Source organism: Alteribacter natronophilus, from assembly GCF_006007885.1.
GTDB lineage: Bacteria > Bacillota > Bacilli > Bacillales > Salisediminibacteriaceae > Alteribacter > Alteribacter natronophilus.
Genome location: NZ_VCRO01000003.1, coordinates 184,725 through 203,691 on the forward strand (window position 1 = coordinate 184,725; position 18,967 = coordinate 203,691).

The following is an 18,967-nucleotide window of genomic DNA, read 5'->3' on the forward strand; positions in this document are numbered from 1 at the left end:
TTGCCGTCAGATAAATGCAGCTTCGCTCCACCCTTACAGTCGCTTTCCGCGGTGATGCCGGCAAGCCTCCGCGGCTCTGCCTGCGGGGTCTCGCCTGGCCTCCATTGCCGCAGGAGTCTCCCTGCAGGTGTTCCGCTTCGCACGTAACCAGGCGATCAACCGGTTATTCATGAGCCGGGAGGTTTCCATGAAAATAGCTCTGCTTAATTGACGGAGTGGAAATCCTGCAGAAGTTCAGCACACCATCCGACCTTTCCGCTTCTGTTTCAATGTTTCATAGTTTTAATGGATCTCTGCAAGGTTGAGGTGGATCGCACCGGACGGAAGAATGTAAATTCCGTGAACGTTTGATCTTTTTGCAATAAGAGCATCCGGAATGTGAAGGAACACCCACGGTGCATCCTGATAGATGATGTCCTGGATCTCTGCGTAAGTCTGCAGGGCCTCATCCTCATCCGGAGTAGACAGAGCATCGTCAAACAGTCCATCAAGCTCCTCATTGATGTAGAATCCGGAATTGTTAAAGTTCGGCGGCACACGGTCGGAAGCAAAGTTTGGTCTCAGACCGTAGTCAGCTTCCCCTGTTCCCGGAGACCAGCGGCCGATCCAGAGATCCGTATCTTCACCTGCATCGAGCATGTCAAAAAGTGTACCGGATTCGTATGCTTCAACTGATACATCGATCCCGATTTCCGCAAGCTGAATTTCAACGTACTCGGCAACACTGATAAATTCTGTACTGTTCCGGGTCCAAATCGTCGCTTCAAACCCGTCTTCCAGTCCCGCTTCCTCCATCAGTTCACGGGCATACTCCGGGTCGTACTCATAAACCGGCTGGCCGTCATATCCGTAAACAGCAGGAGCAATTGCGGAATCAGCTACCTGACCGTATCCGTCAAGCACCTGGGCAATGAGTCCGTCTTTATCAATAGCGTGGTTCATCGCTTTTCGCACGTTCAGATCATCGTAGTTGTCATTCTGAAAGTTCATTCCAACGTAGTAAAGATCTGTACTGGAACCTGTATAAACGTCAAGATCTTCTTCGTTTTCCAGTTCAGAGGCATTCAGCGTAGGAATAGGGTTAATGATGTCCACTTCTCCTGCGCGTAGCATATTTACACGGGTACTCGCTTCCTGGACAGGAAGGAATGTAATACTGTCCACCCGCGCTGCTTCTTCTTCATTCCAGTAGTCATCGAATTTCTCAACAATCACATGTTCACTGTCACGCCACTCAACAAACTGGAATGGTCCCGTTCCCACTGCTCCTTCACGGTCCAGGTTATAGTCCTGATCCTCCAGCTTTTTACTGATTTCCTCCACCGACTTCATTGCTGCCGAAGAATGAGCCATATAGGATGCCATAGCCGAGTTCGGCTCTTCAGCTACAATCGTGACCTGGTAATCGTCGTCCACGACGACTTCATCGATAAAAGAGAAAAAAGACGACCTTGCCATACCGTTGTCCGAATCTCTCACAAAATCGAGGTTTTCTTTAACCACATCGGCGTTGAAATCCGTGCCGTCGTGGAAGGTCACACCTTCACGGAGCATAAACGTAATTTCCATCGCATCGTCACTGAATTCATAGTCCTCTGCCAGGACCGGAGTGATCTCCATGTTTTCATCAAAGCGCAGGAGTCCCTCCATGATTGTGCTCTGAATTGTAGCGGAGTTTCCATCCGTTGTATTATGAGGATCCATTGAGGTAGGCTCAGCTTCTATCCCGACTGTCAGATCACCGCCATCTTCAGGTTCTGCAGCTTCTTCATCATTTTCCTCATCTTCCTGCTGTTCGGTTTCCCCGCCGTCTGCAGCATCCTCTTCTGCATCTGCAGGCTCGTCAGCCCCGTCATTGCAGGCAGCAAGCAGAAGCATTGATGCTGCTGCCGGAACGGCTAAGTATTTTTTCCAGACTTTCATTTTGGTTTCCCCCTTCAGTTATTCTCATTCACTCGTTATACAATGCAAGGATGATGCCAAAAAAGCAAAAAATTCTAATTTCTCTCCCCTTCCTCTTTATTTCTCTATTATTTCAAAGGTTTATAATGACCTTGTGAAATCTTAAGTATTCAGAAAAGTCAAACCATTAGGGTGTTTCGGTTTATTTATTGGTTTACGCTTATGTTTATTCACAAAACGTACTATACCGCGATATTTTGAATAAATCAACATAAAATTTCATTATTATGCACCACGCATAAAAAAAAAGCCCCTGACACCAGTAGTGTCAAGGACTTCTTCTTTTCCAAGTGAATAAAACATAATAAACCTTAAAGCAACCAATAAACTAACGCATCGCAAAGAACACAAAGATCAGGGCTATGGTAATGACACCGGCACCACCCAGAAAGACATTAATCTTTTTGCGGTCCCTGATAACAGAACCGAGAAACCAGATAAATGCAAAGATCAGGGCAAAAAAGACGATCCCGTCCACGATCGGGTGAATAACGGTCCCCTGAACCGTCGTTTCCTGGTAAATCGGAAAGTTCACCAGAAGCGCCGCCGCCCAGAGAACCACCAGACCGCCGGTACCAATCATTAAGTATTTTAACATTCGAATCACCTCTACAGCTGTATTGTTATTCAGTGAAATTTGACAAAGTGCTGCAAAAAGATTGTTTTACAGCCATCTTAACTTTACAATATAGGAAACAATTAGAAACGGGAGGGAGACGAGATGACCCTCTTCCGGGATCTCATACATAATCTTTTTTACATTATCACACCCGTTTTTCTTTATTATACCTTCTGGTCAGGATCAGGCCTTGAGCGGCACCGCAAAATGTCCGCGCTGATCTTTTTCGCCCTCGGTTCTGCATCGATGCTCCTGTCCATGATGTTTCCTGTTGAAATCAGCGGATTTAAATTTGACTATCGCTACCTGGCCGTCATCTTTGCCATGTTATACGGAAGCTGGATCCTGGCGCTGGCTCTCATGCTGACACAGTTCGTGTTCCGCATACTCATGGTTGGACCTCATGACGTGGCTTTCTATTTGTATTTCAGCGTACTGGTCTTTATAGGTTTTTACCTGCTTTCAAGGCATTACCAAACCTTTTCTGTAAAAAAGAAAATGACCTCCTATGCAGGCCTTCTGGCCATTCTCTGCTCCCTTTCAGCGGTATTTTCCAGTTCCCGTTTCGCTGACAGCAGATTGGAGATGCTTATTTATATGGGGCAGTTTTTTCTCATTTACGCAGGTGGATCCATCCTTCTCATTTATCTTGTGGAAAGACTTCTTGACAGCCAGAGAATGAAGGCGGATCTCAGAAAGAGCGAACAGCTGAGAACGGTCAGTGAACTGGCTGCCTCAGTGGCACACGAGGTCCGAAATCCTATGACAGTAGCAAGAGGCTTTGTACAGCTGATTCATTCAAGCCCCAGTCTTACTGACAGCGAACGGAAGTATTTACAGCTGACAATGTCCGAAATTGATCGCGCCCAGCATATTATAAGTGATTACCTCAGCCTTGCAAAGCCAAAGGACTCCAGATTGGAAACAATCAGCGTCTCACAGGCTCTCGATCAGGTGCGCCACACCATTCAGGCATACGCGCTTATGAATAATGTTTCGGTTTTCCTCGATGTTCCCTCGGGCATGAAGGTGCGGGGAGATGAGAAGGAGCTGATGCAGGTCCTCCTGAATCTCGCTAAAAACGGGATTGAAGCCATGCCTGATGGCGGGAAACTTTTTCTCACCGCCAGCCATGCAGGAGAAAAAGTCAGGATGACAATATCCGATACCGGAACCGGCATGACGAAAGATGAAGTACGCCAGCTCGGAGAAGCCTATTACACAACGAAGGAAAAAGGAACTGGACTCGGTCTGATGGTATCCTTCTCCATTATCCGGTCCTGGGGTGGACAGATTGACGTTAAGAGCGCCCCGGGTAAAGGAACGGCATTTACCATTGTCCTGCCTGCTGTCCGCGAGTCTGCCGGCCTGGATCAAACAGTGGAAAGCGAAGATGTGAACAGGGTATAACCTGGTCAGGCAGCTGCCATCCGAAGGGCTGAACGCCGGAATTCTTATCCTAACCGGATTCACCTGTACTTAACCGGGACGGAGACCCTCAGCTCATCACCAGGCTCTTTCCGCCTTTTCCGCAAAAAGAGAGACCGTCGCCGGTCTCTCTTTTGTTATTGCTGATCCAGCACGACTTCATTAAAGAACTGCCGGTACGTTTTTTCATCCGCACCGCCTGCGACCCGCGCTTCCTCTACCCCGTTTTCATAATGAATCACTGTTGGTGTGCCTTCAATGTCATAGTAATCGAACATCTCATTATCGTATTCCAGCAGATTGAGCATATGAAGGTCCACTCCCTCGTCTTCCGCTGCCGGGACAAGGTATGGTGTCACTTCATTACAGACCGGACATGCAGGACTGAAATAGTATACGGTAAAGTCCTCACCGTTATCTTTCATTTCATCAACTTCATCAGGAAGAATGATGTTTTCATACAAGGGGTTATCCAGTGTATCAATTGTTTCCGGATGGAGACGGTCTTTCCCGTATGGATTCCCTTCCGACTGCTGCTGGTTCTGCTGGGTTGTCACAAAGGCAAGGGCTGCAAAGATGACGAGCAGCACGACGCCGAATATAATAATTTTCTTCATGATGTCACTCCTTCGTTTTCACGATCACATAAATCATGATTATGGAGATCATTGAAAACGCCGTAAAAGCAAGAAAAGGAATCGTAACGAACCCTGCAAAATTAATATACTGATAATTGCATGGAACAACACCGCAGACGTCGGATGTTTCCGCAAGGGCCGGTACTTTCTGAATCAGATAGTGATAAAGGGAAATCAGCGCCCCGATCACACTGAGCGGTAATGTATAGACTGCCTGACGAGCGTCTTTCCTGACAGTCGCAATCGCCAGGGTAATGGCCAGCGGGTACATAAAAATCCGCTGTGTCCAGCATAGCTCACAGGGAATAAACAGCCTTATTTCCGAGAAATAAAGGGAACCGAGAGTTGCTGTAACAGCAATAGCCCAGGCAGTAAACATTCCATATTCAACTGCTTTTTCCGAAGTCGTCTTCAAGATCCATCTCTCCCATTTTACCATATGGATCTATCATAAACGATCACTCTGCATCCGTACAGACGGTTCACCTTTTTGTAAAATTCAGCTGCCCTCAGTCTTCCATAAACAGGCTTTCTCCCACTACATCAGCCTGAAGGTAGGGGATAACCTCCTCTGATGGAAGAGGTCTGCAGTATAGGAAGCCCTGGATTTCATCGCACTGCCGCTCACACAGAAATTTAAGTGTTTCTCCTTTTTCAACCCCCTCTGCTACCACTTTCATATTCAGGTTTCTTGCCAGTTCAATAATCGTAGTGACGATCTTCTCATCGTCGCTGTTTGCGTGCTCACACATATCACGAATAAAAGACTGATCAATTTTGACTGTATCCACGGGGAAGTTCTTAAGATAACTGAATGTGGAATACCCTGTCCCGAAGTCATCGATCGAAATCCTGATTCCGAAATCTTTCAGTTCGCTGAGCATTGTCCGCGCTTCCGGCAGATGGTACAGCAGCTGGTTTTCAGTAATTTCCAGTGTAAGCATATCCGGTTCAATGCCGCTTTCACGGACAGTATGCATTACCCGATTGGCAAACGACCTGTCTTCACACTGAACAGGCGACAGATTAACCGACATCCGTAAACTCAGTCCGCTCCGCTTCCATTCTACAGCCTGTCTGCAGGCTTCCTCAATAACCCAGTAACCAGCAGGGACAATCAGCCGGCTGGCTTCTGCTGCAGGTATAAACTCTCTTGGTGATACATTGCCAAGCAGCTCGTCCTCCCAGCGCAGGAGTGCTTCCACCCCGGAAACACACCTTCCCTGCAGATTTACCTGGGGCTGATAAACAAGGGACAGATTCTGATTCTCCACCGCTTCTGCCAGCCGGCTTTCAATGAGGTGCCTGCGTTCATCCTCTTCCCCGGTGCTTTGACCAGGCCTGCCGCTTCCTGCTATTTTCCTGAGATAATCAGTATAAAGTCCCTGCTCATAACATCCGGCATGCCAGGATGCTTCGGGTGTAATGTAACTGCTGCTGAATACTTTTGTACTTTGCCATTCCAGTGTTTCCCTCTCTTTTTTGGTGAGAGTCCGGTCACAGAGAAATACAAACACTCCATAGCCGAGATAGTAGACACTTACGCAGTCATTCTGAAGAAGCCTCAATTCATCTGCCGCCTGCCTGATTCTGCGTACATCTGTTTCAGCACCACCTGAAGGGGCGATACAGAGAACACGGCTTTCCGAGCAGGTATTATTGGAGGTAACGTAACGAAAAGCTTTCTCACCGGGAAGCATCGTTACACTGTCCAGCCAGGATGGATTAGGCACTGCCGTCCCATTCTGGCGGTCAGAGGGTGAGTAGACAAAGAAGGTATACTGCTCATCCTCCGGAAAATCCTTAAGCATCGGGATGCTGGTGCATTTAAACTCTGTTACACACCCGTCTGCGCAAAGAAGGCTGACATTCTTTTTCTGATCCGGCCCTTCCTCCCTCCCTGCTGCAAGCTCAAAAAGGCGATAATCGCTCCCCTCGATCTGGTGAGGGTGAAACCCTGTGAATGTGTAATAGGACGGACTGGCATAAATAACAGAATGGCTTTCATCAATAAGTAAAAACAGCGTTTCATCGCTGAGAGTCTGATTCAGACGTTCTATAAAATAAACAAAATTCTGCTTGCCCTCTCGTTCAAACGTTTGAAACATAGGAAAGACCCCTTCCGGAAAAATGCATAAAAAAACCAACCTTTCATTTTAAGAAGGTCGGTTGCACTACCAGCTCCCGGTTATCAAAGTGCCCACATACAGATAACCGTTCGTCGCTCCCTGTCTTGTCATATTATTGTAATATTCCGTCACTCGAACAATCAATAGGTAATTCTTTGATGATCCCTCTAAATAGTTCAGAACATTCCGCCTCTTTATGTCCGTTTCTTTTTTTACAACACGGGTAAACTGTTTAATAAATGCAGTAATTAATGGAAAACTGAACTAAGGAGAGGATATGCAATGGAAATGGAATTCACTGAAATTCATGAGGAAAAAATAAAATCAGTGGCCTATGACGAGATCAATCATCATTTTCATGTAAAATTTCAGGATGGCAGCTATGTGATCTACTATGAAATGAGAAAAGAGGACTACGTGGGATTCCAGAGTTCAGGCCGTTACAGTGAGTACCTTGAAGAGAAAATCATTCCTGCGTATCCGAATAAGGTGATTAAGGAAGCCAGCGGGAAGTGACACACGTATCTTATGGGGGATAACCTGGAGCTGGATGGATTCAGCCGCAGGTTATCCTTTCTTATTGACCGAATCTTTTTTCTTTTTTTCCGTTTAAAATAATTGTGGTACTTGTCCGGGTCTTTCGTTAAAATTGAAGTTGGTAAACATGTACCAGACAGATCAGGAATACATAAGGAGGTTTTATGATGAAGATTGGGGTACCACGTGAAATTAAAAACAATGAAAATCGTGTTGCACTGACCCCTGCGGGTGTACTTATCCTGAAGCAGGAAGGCCACGAAGTATTTGTCGAACATGACGCAGGAATTGGAAGCGGTTTCACCAGCACTGACTACGCTGATGCCGGCGCGACGATTCTGCACCATCCGGAAGACGTATGGGGCCGGGCAGATATGGTGATGAAAGTAAAAGAGCCTCTTGAATCGGAATACAGGTATTTCCGTGAGGGACTGATCCTCTTTACATATCTCCATCTGGCTGCAGTACCGGAACTAGCAAAAGCTCTGACCGAAAATAAAGTAACGGCTGTTGCCTATGAAACAGTTGAGGTTAACGGGGCACTTCCTCTCCTCACCCCTATGAGTGAGGTAGCGGGCCGTATGGCAGCTCAGATCGGCGCCCAGTTCCTTGAAAAACCACACGGAGGCAGCGGCGTACTTCTTTCCGGTGTTCCCGGCGTAAAACGGGGCAAAGTAACCGTAGTCGGCGGCGGAGTTGTAGGAACGAACGCAGCGAAAATCGCCATGGGCCTTGGAGCAGATGTGACAATTATTGATCTCAGCCCTGAAAGACTTCGCCAGCTCGATGATATCTTCGGAGTGGAAATTAACACACTCATGAGTAACCCCGTTAACATTGCAAATGCAGTAAAGGAATCGGATCTCGTCATAGGGGCAGTACTCATTAAAGGTGCTAAAGCTCCGAAACTTGTGACGGAGGAAATGATCTCCGACATGCTTCCGGGATCGGTTATTGTGGATGTTGCCATCGACCAGGGTGGGATTTTTGAAACGATTGACCGGATTACGACTCACGATGAGCCGACATACACGAAAAACGGCGTCGTACATTATGCCGTGGCCAACATGCCTGGTGCCGTACCGCGTACGTCAACCATTGCACTTACCAATGTAACAGTGCCATATGCTCTTCAGATTGCAAACAAAGGCCTTAACAAAGCTGTGGCCGACAATGCTGCCCTTGAAAAAGGGATAAACACAGCAGGCGGCTATGTGACGTATGAAGCTGTAGCACGGGATCTTGGTTATGAATACCGCACCGTTGCTGATGTGCTGAAATAAGCAGACAATAGAGCGCCCTGCAGGACTGTGTTCACGGTTCTGCAGGGCTTTTTTGTTATCTGTTAACCGGAAAGCTCCGCTGGGTTATTTATGGACAGAAAAAAAAGCCCTCTGCTCGTGATGTGAGCAGAGGACGTGTTTATCCGCGCGCAGCGTTTATTAAAACTTAAAATTTTCAACCCAGTCCGTAATGCGGTTCACCTGAATCAGGTTGTCGTGATCAACCGGGTTCCCGTGTGCGGAAATATAAACGGCTTTCATCTCCTGGAGCAGTGCAGGTGCAATTTCGTTTATAAAGTTATCACCAACGGACACCACTTCAGAAGGGGCAACACTGTATTCGTTTTTCAGCTCGTTGAAGTAATGATCCGTAAGGCTTGGCTTTTTTGCCGACGTAATGACCTTCGGGAATACACCTTCCAGGTCCAGTTCCTTAAACAGGCGTCCTACATCATCAGCATCGCTGTTCGTCATCAGGACAATGTTTGTTTTTTCCCCGAGACGGAGAAGGAAATCACGGAGGCCCGGAATCGGGTCAAGCTGGAACTCATCAGTGACCATATACTCCTTCGTCTCCACGTACCGTTTGTAACAGTTATCCACTCCGTAGTGTTTTGCACATGCGAACGGCAGCCACCATCCATCGCCTATTGCAACAATCTTCTCAAAGTCAAATTCAACATCACGGTCGTAGACCTGCTCAACCTTTTCGGAAGGCCACGCTGTTCCATCCCAGTTGTGCGCTTCAACAACCCTAAGCGTCATCGGATCAACGGTAAGCACCGCATCCTCTTCCACATCGTATGCCTTACCGATGGCAAGAATATGGTCGCCGATTTTCGATTTTTCATAGTCACGCCAGAACGATTCAAGGTTTTTCTCCTCTACATCAATTGCAAGCCGTTTGGCGTAATAGTCAAAATGGTCAGTACCTTCATAAAGCGTCCCATCAAGGTCAAAAATATACAGTTTCTCTACACTCATGCCCACACTTCCCCTCACTAAACGTAAAAAGCTCTACTTACCAGATTAATACGTTTTGAGGTTTCGCGCAAGTTCCGACAATTTTTTTACTTCCCTGATGCTGCTCTCTGTTACAGGATTTCAGATCCCTAGCCGTAACCTTCCCAATGTTCCTGCCTGACAATTTGATTCACATACCTCTTCCACATCGTTATCTCCCCCTTTGAAATTGCAGTGCTACAGGATCCGGTACATTTCCGACTGCCTGTTCCGCTGCTCATCAATTTTTCTGCAGCGGTCCAGGTACTTCTGTTCTTTTTCAATTTCGCTTGGTTTATATGGCTGTTTTTCAATAGATATGGTGAAGTGAAACAGGGTAAAAATCATCAGATCACCTCCTTCCACCTCAACCAGATTATGAAAAACACTCCCGTACGATACGACGTTTTCATACATTCGGGTAAGATCAGTTCTAAAGTCACCGTACATTTTTCGACGACCAGTTCTTTCGTCACACGAAAAAGTTATTAAAAAAACACGAATATGGCTGAATCCAAAAAAGGATGAGCCAAAAGATCACTGAATACAAAAAAGGCTCCCACCGATGGTGAGGGCCCTTATTATCAGCTGGGTTTTATCCCATTCTCTTCCGCTAGGCAACGAAGTATCCGAAATAAATGACGATAATCACAAGAATGATAAACTGCGTCCAGAGCACCATTGGCCTGGATCCCTGCAGCGTGTCTTTTTTTATGCCGGTCGAAAGCTGCTCCATCGTAAAGATCAGCGCCACAGCAAGAATTGCTTTTACACCTGTGGCCCAGTAAAAGTTCCAGATCAGAAGCGTCGCACCGGTTACAAGAACGAATATGTAAAACAGTCGAAGTGTCATCTGGACTATTTTGCCGCCTTTAGCCTTTCCGGACTTCAGCAGAATAACGGTTACGATAAACAGAATCAGCATCAGAAACCAGGCAAGTGTATGTGTGTGAAGCATTGCAGTATAGTTCACAGGTATCTCCCCCTTCTTTTTTTAATCACTCTCTGACAGTATATCGTTTTATGATTACGGGGTAAAGAATACGGGGATTTCTTCACGTTTTTGTCATCATTCTTTCCCCACGTAAAAAACCAGCAGGGAGCTGGCTGGTTTTACGAAGGCACCGTTATTCGCACGTCCTGCATCATGTAACCGATATTGCGGACGGTTTTTATATAGACCGGATTTTTTCTATTTGGTTCAATTTTTCCGCGAATCCGGCTGACAAACACATCAATGATTCTGACATCCAGATCGCTCCCATCCGCTGAAAGCTCCTGCAGCAGACGGTCCCTCGACAGGGCTTTTCCCTTGTTTTTCATTAAATAATATAACAATTCGAACTCTTTTTTCGTTAAATCAATGTGTTCATCATTCCTGAACACATTAAAGTGATCCGGGTCTATGGTCAGGTCCCCGATCCTCGTTATTCGGCTCTGCTCTTCCAGGCTGCCGCCGTGGTCCCAGCAGCATTTCCCGGAACGGCGGATTGCCGCTCTCACTCTTGCTGTGAGCTCCTTCATCCTCAGAGGCTTCGTCACGTAATCATCTGCACCAAGCTCGAGGCCAAGGACGGCATCGAGCTCATCATTCTTTTCCGATATAAGAACAATCGGAGTCCAGTTGTCGTGTACGAATCGCAGTTCCCGGCATAAATCCAGACCGCTGAATCCCGGAAGATCCAATTCGGTTACAATAGCTGCCGGTTTAATGGATATTGCCTTCGTTACCGCTTCGGCGGCATCTCTGATCACGTGAGTCCTATATCCTGCTTTTCTGAGCTGTGGAGTAAGAACCTCTACTATTTCCTCGTTCTGCTCCACAATAATAATCGATCCAGTCACGACCACCCTCCTCTGTTTCCCACCGGACTGCCAACGATACACCCCGGTAATTCGGTACCCTGAAGGTTTAATTTAAGTCAAAACGCTGCCCGTTCACCTCATAGATAATCCACTCGGCAATGTTGGTTGCGTAATCAGCGATCCGTTCGATGTACCTTGAAATGAAAGCCATCTGGGTAATCTGCTGAATGTCTTCTTTCTTGGAAACAGCAGTATCAAAAATAGATTTAACAAAATCCCCGTAAGCACGGTCCACATCATCATCCAATCCGGCAATCTGCTGGGCTTTCAGCACGTTGCATTCCTTATAAGCCTGCAGAACTTCCTTCATCATATAATCCGCTTTGGCAGCAAGCTCGAGAAGAGCACTTTTATGTTCCTCCAACACTTCTGAAGGAGTGATTCTCTTCGCCGCCTTGGACATATCCACTGCAAGATCTCCTACACGCTCAAGATCACTGGAAATCTTGAGCATAACGATAATCTTTCTGAGATCCGATGCAACCGGCTGCTGTCTGGCAATAAGCAGCGTTGCTCCTTCGTTAATCTCCTGTTCCAGTTCGTTAACGGTCTGGTCGAGTTCGATCATTTCCTCGAGTCTGGAGTAGTCGCCGGTTTCAAACGCCTCGACTGTTTCCCGCAGTGAATGCCTGACCATGGATCCTAGCAGCATCACTTCTGTCTTCAGCTCCATCAGGCTTGTGGCAAACGTTCCTCTTACTGTCATTGTGAGCCCCCTTACCCGAAGCGTCCGCTGATGTAGTCTTCTGTCCGCTTATCTGAAGGATTGGAAAAAATAGTGTCTGTTGCATCGTATTCAACCACTTCCCCGTTCAGGAAGAAAGCCGTTTTGTCACTGATCCGTGCTGCCTGCTGCATATTGTGCGTGACGATTACGATAGAATACTTTTCTTTCAGATCCTGAACGAGCTCCTCCACTTTCATCGTTGATTTCGGATCCAGAGCGGAAGTAGGCTCATCCATCAGAATGACGTCCGGTTCAATTGCAAGACAACGCGCAATGCAGATCCGCTGCTGCTGACCCCCGGAGAGACTGTAGGCATTCTCATCAAGGCGGTCTTTGACCTCATCCCAGATCGCAGCGCCGCGAAGACTTTTTTCGACGATCTGCTTCAGGGTCTTCTTATCACGGATTCCGTGAATCCGAGGTCCATAGGCCACATTATCAAAAATCGTTTTCGGGAACGGGTTCGGTTTCTGAAAGACCATTCCCACACGGGTGCGAAGTTCTTCAACCTTAAATGAGCGGTCGAATATATTACTGTCCCGGTAAAGAACTTCCCCGGTAATTTTTACGGACTCCACCATTTCCACCATGCGGTTCAATGCTTTAAGGTAGGTGGATTTTCCGCATCCCGAAGGTCCGATAATGGCCGTAACTTCGTTCTCTGCAATTGGAAGGTGAATGTCCTTTAAGGCATGTGTCTTCCCATAGTACAGATTTAATCCTTTGGTGTTAAAAACAAGCGGTTTTCCAGTATCAGGTTCTGGCTGGATAATACTCTGTTTCCGGGTGATTGTTTCAGGCTTCGGAGTAGCAGGGGTCATAGAAAAAGCCTCCTTTAATTAATAACGTTTCGAGAATTTATTTCGAATCAGTATAGCTGCCGAATTCAGAATAAAGAGGACGATTAACAGGACAACAATCGTTGCTGCGGCAAGGTTGGCATATTCAGCAACCAGAACAGCATCCAGCGTCCAGTAGTAGATCTGCATTGGCAGTGCTGTAAAGTTATCCGTCACGTTTGTCGGCACCGGAATCAATAAAGCAGGAATGCCGATTACAACAAGCGGAGCCGTTTCCCCGATCGCTCTGGACAGTGCCAGGATTACACCTGTCAGAATACCTGCGATGGAGGCCGGCAGGATCACATTTTTGATCGTCTGCCATTTCGTTGCTCCCATCCCGTAGGATGCTTCACGCAGGTGGGAAGGAACGGATCTGATTGCCTCCTGTGCTGCCACAACTACAATCGGAAGAACGAGAAGGGACATTGTGAGTCCTCCGGCAATGACACTTGCACCAAGGCCGAAAAGTCTCACAAAAATCGTCAGACCGAGGATTCCGAATACAATAGAAGGAACACCCGCAAGGTTAGCTATATTGGTTTGAATGATCGAATGAATTTTTCCCTTTTTCGCATATTCTTCAAGGTAGATCGCCGTTCCCACCCCGAGAATCATCGTCACCGGCCCTACAATCGCCATCAGCCAGAGGGTACCGATGATTGCGCCCCGTATACCGGCACGCTCAGCGCTGGTGGAAAGAAGCCCTGTAAGAAAATCCATCGAGATCCAGCCGATACTGTCTGCTATTACTCTGTACAGTAGAATTGCAAGAACGACTAAACCAAACATGGCAGAAGCAAAAAATATGCCTTTAACCATTTTGTTAATGAAGAGGCGTTTGTCCATTCTCTTTTTGACTCTGTCAATGTCAATGTACTCCATTTAATAAACCTCCCGGAACCTGCGGCTTATATATCTCGCCAGCATGTTCATGGTGAGTGTGAACACAAACAGTGTCATAGCCACCGCATACAGACTGTAGTAAATAGTGGTACCCGCGGCAGCATCACCACTTGTGACTTCTACGATATAAGCTGTCATTGTCTGCATGGACTGTGTTACGTCGAAAGTAAAGTTCTTTGTGCTTCCGCTTGCGATCGTAACGATCATCGTTTCTCCTATCGCACGGGAAATCCCCAGAACAAAGGAGGCAATAATTCCCGAAATTGCAGCAGGGATAACAACACGGAACGTAACTTCAAATTTCGTGCACCCCATGGCAAGGGCGCCTTCTCTCATGGCGTTCGGGACTGAACTCATGGCATCTTCCGACAGTGATGCCACCATCGGGATGATCATAATCCCCATAACAAGTCCCGGACTCAGAGCATTTGTAGATGCAAGTCCCGGGATCACTTCTCTCAGGACAGGCGTTACGAACGTAAAGGCAAAAAAACCATAAACAATTGTTGGTATCCCTGCTAAAACTTCAATCATCGGTTTCAGCACTTTTCTCGCGCCTGTACTGGCGTATTCACTCAGGTATACCGCTGTTGTAAGACCGACCGGAATGGCAACAAGCATGGCAATAATGGTCGTCATCATCGTTCCCATGATTAATGGCAGAATACTGTACTGAGGCTCAACCCGGCTGAGCGGTCTAAGCACTGTACCCGAGAAAAATTCCGCGATGGAAACCTGTCTGAAAAACAGAATCGTTTCTATTATTAATGTAAATACTATGCCGATCGTAGTAAGAACAGATATAAATGCGGCAGTGAAGAGTAAAACCGGTACTGCTTTTTCAATCACTGACGTACTGCTGGTTGCTTTTTTCTTCTGCTGGATCATTTCTTTAACACTGCCAGCCTTAAGCATTGAAACTATCCCCTTTCCTGCACTCAATGTATCCCCATGTAAAAATGATGGAGATGAGAAGGACGTGTCTCCCCACCCCCGTCACAAACTTTCCATCAGCAATCAGTCAATGGCACGGATTTCTTCAAGCTGCTGCTCGAGCTCCTCTTCCGGAAGCGGAGCAAAACCTGTTTCTCCTGCGAATTCGCCTGCTGCATATTCAAACACATACTCAGCGAACGCTTTTACTTCAGGCTTTTCCTTTGCCGAGTTAAGGCTGATGTTTGTAAATACCGGACGTGTAAAAGGAGCATAGTCTCCTTCTTCATCGATCGTATCAAGAGACGGTTCAACAGGGCCGTCACCGAAATCAATACTTACTGCATTCAGCTGGTCCTGGTTATTCACGTAGTAACCAAACCCGAAGAATCCAATGCCGTTTTCATCCTCGGAAATGAGGCTGACAAGCGTGGAGTACTCCTGCTGAAGGTTGATGGTATCAACAAGATCCTGCTCCTCAATAATTTCATCTACGAAAAACTCATACGTTCCGTGGTTCTCGTTCGGACCATAGAAATTGATTTCCTCCTCCGGCCATTCGTCGCGGATATCAGACCACATTACAACATCGTCATCAGCATAGTTACCTGTAACGAACATGTTCTGTACTTCTTCCTGTGTCAGGTCTGTTGCCCAGTCGTTTTCGGGATGGGTTACAATCGTAAGTCCGTCCAGCGCCACTTTAAATTCCCGGGTTTCAATTCCGTTTGCTTCAAGTTCTTCAATTTCGCTGTCGCGAATTTCCCGGGATGCGTTTGAAAGATCTGTTTCCCCGTTAACAAAACGCTGCATACCCGCAGTCGTTCCCGCACGGCTCACTTCCACACTCACGCCGGGCTGTTCTTCAATCATAAATTCTTCTGCAATTCTTGACATTAGAGGATAAACTGTCCCGGACCCGTCAATAGCGACCGTACCGGAAAGGTCTTCTGTCTGTTCTTCTGAAGTATTTTCATCTCCGCCGTTCCCATTGCTTTCCTGACCTGCGTTTCCTTCTTCTCCCCCACATGCTGCTGCAACGACCGCAAGACCTGCTGCAATAACTGATAAGCCGAATTTTTTCATGACAATTTCCTCCTCATATCAAGTGAATTCTCTTTTTGTGTGAATCTCGCTCTCACAATTAGTAGTATAGTAGCGATATATTAAGGAGAAATAAACGGGGTGTAAATCAATTGTGTAGGTAGTGTAAAGATCGGCTTTACAATAGAGAGGGCCGCTGTCAGACGTACACAGCGTCGATAGCTTTGGAGTGCAAAACAAAAAGAGCCTTTCCCGAAGTGATTCATACTCCCCGGGAAAGGCTCTTTTACTGTCTGTTTATAATTCGTATGTATTTCCTGATGCAGCAAGTTCAACCGGTCCGTCATATTCCTTTCGGGCTTCCGTCACAAGTTCGTCCCTGTCGCCAAAGTGCGGCAGGTGGGTAAGGACAAGCTTTTTCACGGCCGCTTTCCGCGCCAGTCTGCCCGCTTCCGTACTGTTCATATGGCCGTACTTACTTGCATCCTGACCTTCATAAAAACTCGTCTCCGCAAACAGCAGATCCGTCCCCTCACTGAAGTCTTCGAGAGATTCCAGATACGTTGTGTCAGCTGTGTAAACAAAAGACCGTCCTGCTGCCTCCACCCGCATGGCATAGCATGGAACCGGATGATCTGTCGGAGCGAAGGAAAAGGTCATCTCACCGAGCTGAAGGGTTTGACCGCTGCTGTACGGCAGTCCTTCTGCAGCGCCCTCCTTAGTGAGGGAATCGTATCCCTTTTGATCTTCCTGATGGCCGTACATGATAAGGTGGTCGCTCGTGCGGCCGAGGCCGAGATCGACGACCCTGCTGTACTGCATTACCCCGATATCGGCCACGTGATCGGCATGGTAGTGGCTGAATACAACCGCATCGATGTCCTTGAGTGCAGAATACTTCTGAAGCTGTGACACCGCACCGCTTCCCAGATCAATGACAACTTTCATCCCTTTGTACTCAACCAGGTAACAGGAAGTGGCCTCCCCTGTTTCAGGGTAGCCCCCCCAGAAACCGACAACTGTAATCTTCATATGCATGCGCTCCTTCCAGGATAAATTTTGGTCCGCTGACTTGCTGCTTTGGACCGGAATGACTGTGATGAAGGGAGTGTTATTGTCCTTGGTGGAGGGTTATTGTCCTTATATCAGATTTATTGTTCTTACAAAATATATATTGTCCTTATATCAGATTTATTGTCCTTACAAAATATATATTGTCCTTATATCAGATTTATTGTCCTTACAAAATATATATTGTCTTTATATCAGATTTATTGTCCTTACAAAATATATATTGTCCTTACATCAGATTTATTGTCCTTACAAAATATATATTGTCCTTATATCAGATTTATTGTCCTTACAAAATATATATTGTCCTTACATCAGATTTATTGTCCTTACAAAATATATATTGTCCTTATATCAGATTTATTGTCCTTACAAAATATATATTGTCCTTACATCAGATTTATTGTCCTTACAAAATATATATTGTCCTTATATCAGATTTATTGTCCTTACAAAATATATATTGTCCTTAGCGGTTGCGAGCGCCTGTCTCCACCACTTCATTCGCCGAAACAGCCCGGCTACAGAAAACGCTTCCTCACATCTGGTGAGGGCAGCGCACAGCTTTGCTTTTTCCCGAACCACCTGATCCGATTTCGTGCAATGAGGCTGTATACCGCATTCCTGACCGGAGGCGGCACAATGATGAATACGTAAACCAGCTTCCACAGCCCCCGGAGGTGCCGGGCGATCCGCAGTGCCGCTGCAGAACGGAGGTAATACTTACCTTTATCGATAAGTACCATGCTGTCCGTCGATTCGGGTACGCCGTGTTCCTTCAGAAGCCGCTGCCCCGCCTCACTCTGAAGGGAAGCGAACCTGAAGACGGCGTCCGGATCCCGCTTAATAATAAACTGCACACTTCTGTCGCAGAAATTGCATTCACCGTCAAAAAGCACTACTTTACTCAATTCAACCGCCTCCTTCTGTCCCCATTTTACCACTTCAGGGAGGGTGGGTTGCAAACCGGAGGCCGGGAAGGAAGAGAGGAGTTTCGCTGGCAAATTGATTTTCGCGTAATTATCCGGATTTTACCGTAAAAAAACAAAATCTCTGCGAATATCTTTACCTCTTATTCCTGAATGTCAGGGGAAATTACACACTAATCGCTCCGAACACAAATACAATCACCCGGAAGCACTATCTAATCGCTCCGAACACAAATACAATCACCCGGAAGCAGAATCCAACCGCTCCAACTCAGAAACTTACCGCTCCCGACAACACCTCTGCCACCAGCTCCGTTCCTCAAAAACCACCGAAAACACAAAAACCCCCTGCGCTCAAAATGAGCACAGGGGGCTGAACAGTCTTCTATGTGATCAAACGCCGGGCCACAGAAAGGCTTACGCTTCCTGAACCTCCGGGTATACGCTCACGCGCTTGCGGTCACGTCCCACACGTTCGAACTTAACGATACCGTCCACTTTTGCGAAAAGCGTGTCGTCGCCGCCTTTACCTACGTTTACACCTGGGTAAATGCGAGTTCCGCGCTGACGCACAAGGATAGATCCGCCGGTAACTTCCTGACCGTCTCCACGCTTCGTACCGAGGCGTTTGGAGATTGAGTCACGACCGTTCTTCGTACTACCTACCCCTTTTTTCTGGGCGAAAAACTGAAGATCGAGTTTCAAAAACATATCTTTCACCTCCCGGATACTTTGATATACTCCCCGTATTGTTCCTCCAGCATGGCAAACGATACGATGAGTCCTTCCAAAAGAAGCTGAACCTTCTCGCTGGTACCGGTCTCAAGATCCTGAGGTACCCGGCAGCGGAGAAAGCCGCCTTCGTCTCCCATTTCAACCGGGAGTTCCAGGCCGGTCAGCTCTGCAACCGCATTGATGGATCCGAACGACAGAGCAGACGCTGCGGCACACACCAGGTCATGACCGTGGGGCCCCGAATCAGCATGTCCCTCCATCGTAAACGCCATCACATGCTTATTTTCATTTCGCTCAATCGTGACCTTAATCATAAAAG

At 46.9% G+C, this 18,967-nt stretch carries 21 protein-coding genes and 1 riboswitch; of the genes, 3 read left to right on the forward strand and 18 right to left on the reverse strand.

The features are described from left to right. Positions 1-282: 282 nt before the first annotated feature. Entirely contained in the window at positions 283-1,923 is a 1,641-nt protein-coding gene (locus FGB90_RS10930; protein WP_138810882.1) for a glutathione ABC transporter substrate-binding protein, read from the reverse strand. A 367-nt stretch (positions 1,924-2,290) separates the two neighbouring features. Beyond that, the gene (locus FGB90_RS10935) at positions 2,291-2,560 is read right to left on the reverse strand and encodes a hypothetical protein (protein WP_138810883.1); all 270 of its coding nucleotides are present in this window, start codon (positions 2,558-2,560) and stop codon (positions 2,291-2,293) included. A 123-nt stretch (positions 2,561-2,683) separates the two neighbouring features. Between FGB90_RS10935 and FGB90_RS10940 the strand changes: the two genes are divergently transcribed. Then, positions 2,684-3,991 (forward strand): ATP-binding protein, encoded by a 1,308-nt coding sequence (locus FGB90_RS10940; RefSeq protein ID WP_138810884.1) that lies wholly within the window; start codon positions 2,684-2,686, stop codon positions 3,989-3,991. A 155-nt stretch (positions 3,992-4,146) separates the two neighbouring features. Here the strand turns inward: FGB90_RS10940 and FGB90_RS10945 are convergent, their stop codons facing one another. The 3 genes from FGB90_RS10945 to FGB90_RS10955 all read right to left on the reverse strand — a co-directional run bounded on the left by FGB90_RS10945 (position 4,147) and on the right by FGB90_RS10955 (position 6,755). After that, positions 4,147-4,626: a thioredoxin family protein gene (locus FGB90_RS10945; protein WP_138810885.1), complete on the reverse strand. Its 480-nt coding sequence runs from the start codon at positions 4,624-4,626 to the stop codon at positions 4,147-4,149. 4 nt (positions 4,627-4,630) lie between these two features. Further along, on the reverse strand, positions 4,631-5,062 hold the full coding sequence (locus tag FGB90_RS10950; protein WP_281280043.1) for a disulfide oxidoreductase: 432 nt from the start codon (positions 5,060-5,062) through the stop codon (positions 4,631-4,633). 94 nt (positions 5,063-5,156) lie between these two features. Continuing rightward, the gene (locus tag FGB90_RS10955) at positions 5,157-6,755 is read right to left on the reverse strand and encodes a putative bifunctional diguanylate cyclase/phosphodiesterase (RefSeq protein WP_138810887.1); all 1,599 of its coding nucleotides are present in this window, start codon (positions 6,753-6,755) and stop codon (positions 5,157-5,159) included. A 46-nt stretch (positions 6,756-6,801) separates the two neighbouring features. Then, positions 6,802-6,884: riboswitch (cyclic di-GMP riboswitch) on the reverse strand. 174 nt (positions 6,885-7,058) lie between these two features. Between FGB90_RS10955 and FGB90_RS10960 the strand changes: the two genes are divergently transcribed. Next, positions 7,059-7,292, forward strand: a complete 234-nt coding sequence (locus tag FGB90_RS10960) for a KTSC domain-containing protein (RefSeq protein WP_138810888.1) — start codon at positions 7,059-7,061, stop codon at positions 7,290-7,292. A 188-nt stretch (positions 7,293-7,480) separates the two neighbouring features. Then, positions 7,481-8,596 (forward strand): alanine dehydrogenase, encoded by a 1,116-nt coding sequence (gene ald / locus FGB90_RS10965; RefSeq protein ID WP_138811218.1) that lies wholly within the window; start codon positions 7,481-7,483, stop codon positions 8,594-8,596. A 159-nt stretch (positions 8,597-8,755) separates the two neighbouring features. Here the strand turns inward: ald and FGB90_RS10970 are convergent, their stop codons facing one another. The 13 genes from FGB90_RS10970 to FGB90_RS11030 all read right to left on the reverse strand — a co-directional run bounded on the left by FGB90_RS10970 (position 8,756) and on the right by FGB90_RS11030 (position 18,962). After that, on the reverse strand, positions 8,756-9,580 hold the full coding sequence (locus FGB90_RS10970) for an HAD family hydrolase (RefSeq protein WP_138810889.1): 825 nt from the start codon (positions 9,578-9,580) through the stop codon (positions 8,756-8,758). A gap of 216 nt (positions 9,581-9,796) precedes the next feature. Then, on the reverse strand, positions 9,797-9,946 hold the full coding sequence (locus tag FGB90_RS19695; protein WP_171051791.1) for a YrzI family small protein: 150 nt from the start codon (positions 9,944-9,946) through the stop codon (positions 9,797-9,799). A 265-nt stretch (positions 9,947-10,211) separates the two neighbouring features. Continuing rightward, positions 10,212-10,571, reverse strand: a complete 360-nt coding sequence (locus FGB90_RS10980) for a DUF1516 family protein (RefSeq protein ID WP_138810891.1) — start codon at positions 10,569-10,571, stop codon at positions 10,212-10,214. Between the two features lie 140 nt (positions 10,572-10,711). Beyond that, on the reverse strand, positions 10,712-11,443 hold the full coding sequence (locus FGB90_RS10985) for a response regulator transcription factor (RefSeq protein WP_246056152.1): 732 nt from the start codon (positions 11,441-11,443) through the stop codon (positions 10,712-10,714). Positions 11,444-11,510: 67 nt separating this feature from the next. Continuing rightward, positions 11,511-12,170, reverse strand: coding sequence for a phosphate signaling complex protein PhoU (gene phoU / locus FGB90_RS10990; protein WP_138810892.1), 660 nt, complete (start codon positions 12,168-12,170; stop codon positions 11,511-11,513). Between the two features lie 11 nt (positions 12,171-12,181). Next, positions 12,182-13,012 carry a phosphate ABC transporter ATP-binding protein PstB gene (gene pstB, locus FGB90_RS10995; RefSeq protein WP_138810893.1) on the reverse strand — a complete coding sequence of 277 codons (831 nt, stop codon included), beginning with the start codon at positions 13,010-13,012 and terminating at the stop codon, positions 12,182-12,184. Between the two features lie 18 nt (positions 13,013-13,030). Further along, a complete protein-coding gene (gene pstA, locus FGB90_RS11000; protein ID WP_138810894.1) occupies positions 13,031-13,915 on the reverse strand; it encodes a phosphate ABC transporter permease PstA in 885 nt (294 codons plus the stop codon). After that, positions 13,916-14,851: a phosphate ABC transporter permease subunit PstC gene (gene pstC, locus FGB90_RS11005; RefSeq protein ID WP_138810895.1), complete on the reverse strand. Its 936-nt coding sequence runs from the start codon at positions 14,849-14,851 to the stop codon at positions 13,916-13,918. 102 nt (positions 14,852-14,953) lie between these two features. Continuing rightward, complete coding sequence (locus FGB90_RS11010) at positions 14,954-15,955, reverse strand: PstS family phosphate ABC transporter substrate-binding protein (RefSeq protein WP_138810896.1); 1,002 nt, start codon at positions 15,953-15,955, stop codon at positions 14,954-14,956. 255 nt (positions 15,956-16,210) lie between these two features. Further along, positions 16,211-16,945 (reverse strand): MBL fold metallo-hydrolase, encoded by a 735-nt coding sequence (locus tag FGB90_RS11015; protein WP_138810897.1) that lies wholly within the window; start codon positions 16,943-16,945, stop codon positions 16,211-16,213. Between the two features lie 560 nt (positions 16,946-17,505). Then, positions 17,506-17,895 carry a thiol-disulfide oxidoreductase DCC family protein gene (locus FGB90_RS11020; RefSeq protein WP_138810898.1) on the reverse strand — a complete coding sequence of 130 codons (390 nt, stop codon included), beginning with the start codon at positions 17,893-17,895 and terminating at the stop codon, positions 17,506-17,508. 435 nt (positions 17,896-18,330) lie between these two features. Beyond that, entirely contained in the window at positions 18,331-18,624 is a 294-nt protein-coding gene (rpmA, locus tag FGB90_RS11025) for a 50S ribosomal protein L27 (protein WP_138810899.1), read from the reverse strand. Positions 18,625-18,629: 5 nt separating this feature from the next. After that, entirely contained in the window at positions 18,630-18,962 is a 333-nt protein-coding gene (locus tag FGB90_RS11030; protein ID WP_138810900.1) for a ribosomal-processing cysteine protease Prp, read from the reverse strand. Positions 18,963-18,967 lie beyond the last annotated feature (5 nt).

Bases quoted from the DNA above. Each gene is read 5' to 3' on its own strand.
- FGB90_RS10930 (WP_138810882.1), bottom strand. From the start codon at position 1,923: ATGAAAGTCTGGAAAAAATACTTAGCCGTTCCGGCAGCAGCATCAATG.
- FGB90_RS10935 (WP_138810883.1), bottom strand. From the start codon at position 2,560: ATGTTAAAATACTTAATGATTGGTACCGGCGGTCTGGTGGTTCTCTGG.
- FGB90_RS10940 (WP_138810884.1), top strand. From the start codon at position 2,684: ATGACCCTCTTCCGGGATCTCATACATAATCTTTTTTACATTATCACA.
- FGB90_RS10945 (WP_138810885.1), bottom strand. From the start codon at position 4,626: ATGAAGAAAATTATTATATTCGGCGTCGTGCTGCTCGTCATCTTTGCA.
- FGB90_RS10955 (WP_138810887.1), bottom strand. From the start codon at position 6,755: ATGTTTCAAACGTTTGAACGAGAGGGCAAGCAGAATTTTGTTTATTTT.
- FGB90_RS10960 (WP_138810888.1), top strand. From the start codon at position 7,059: ATGGAAATGGAATTCACTGAAATTCATGAGGAAAAAATAAAATCAGTG.
- ald (WP_138811218.1), top strand. From the start codon at position 7,481: ATGAAGATTGGGGTACCACGTGAAATTAAAAACAATGAAAATCGTGTT.
- FGB90_RS10970 (WP_138810889.1), bottom strand. From the start codon at position 9,580: ATGAGTGTAGAGAAACTGTATATTTTTGACCTTGATGGGACGCTTTAT.
- FGB90_RS19695 (WP_171051791.1), bottom strand. From the start codon at position 9,946: ATGATTTTTACCCTGTTTCACTTCACCATATCTATTGAAAAACAGCCA.
- phoU (WP_138810892.1), bottom strand. From the start codon at position 12,170: ATGACAGTAAGAGGAACGTTTGCCACAAGCCTGATGGAGCTGAAGACA.
- pstB (WP_138810893.1), bottom strand. From the start codon at position 13,012: ATGACCCCTGCTACTCCGAAGCCTGAAACAATCACCCGGAAACAGAGT.
- pstA (WP_138810894.1), bottom strand. From the start codon at position 13,915: ATGGAGTACATTGACATTGACAGAGTCAAAAAGAGAATGGACAAACGC.
- pstC (WP_138810895.1), bottom strand. From the start codon at position 14,851: ATGCTTAAGGCTGGCAGTGTTAAAGAAATGATCCAGCAGAAGAAAAAA.
- FGB90_RS11010 (WP_138810896.1), bottom strand. From the start codon at position 15,955: ATGAAAAAATTCGGCTTATCAGTTATTGCAGCAGGTCTTGCGGTCGTT.
- FGB90_RS11015 (WP_138810897.1), bottom strand. From the start codon at position 16,945: ATGAAGATTACAGTTGTCGGTTTCTGGGGGGGCTACCCTGAAACAGGG.
- rpmA (WP_138810899.1), bottom strand. From the start codon at position 18,624: ATGTTTTTGAAACTCGATCTTCAGTTTTTCGCCCAGAAAAAAGGGGTA.
- FGB90_RS11030 (WP_138810900.1), bottom strand. From the start codon at position 18,962: ATGATTAAGGTCACGATTGAGCGAAATGAAAATAAGCATGTGATGGCG.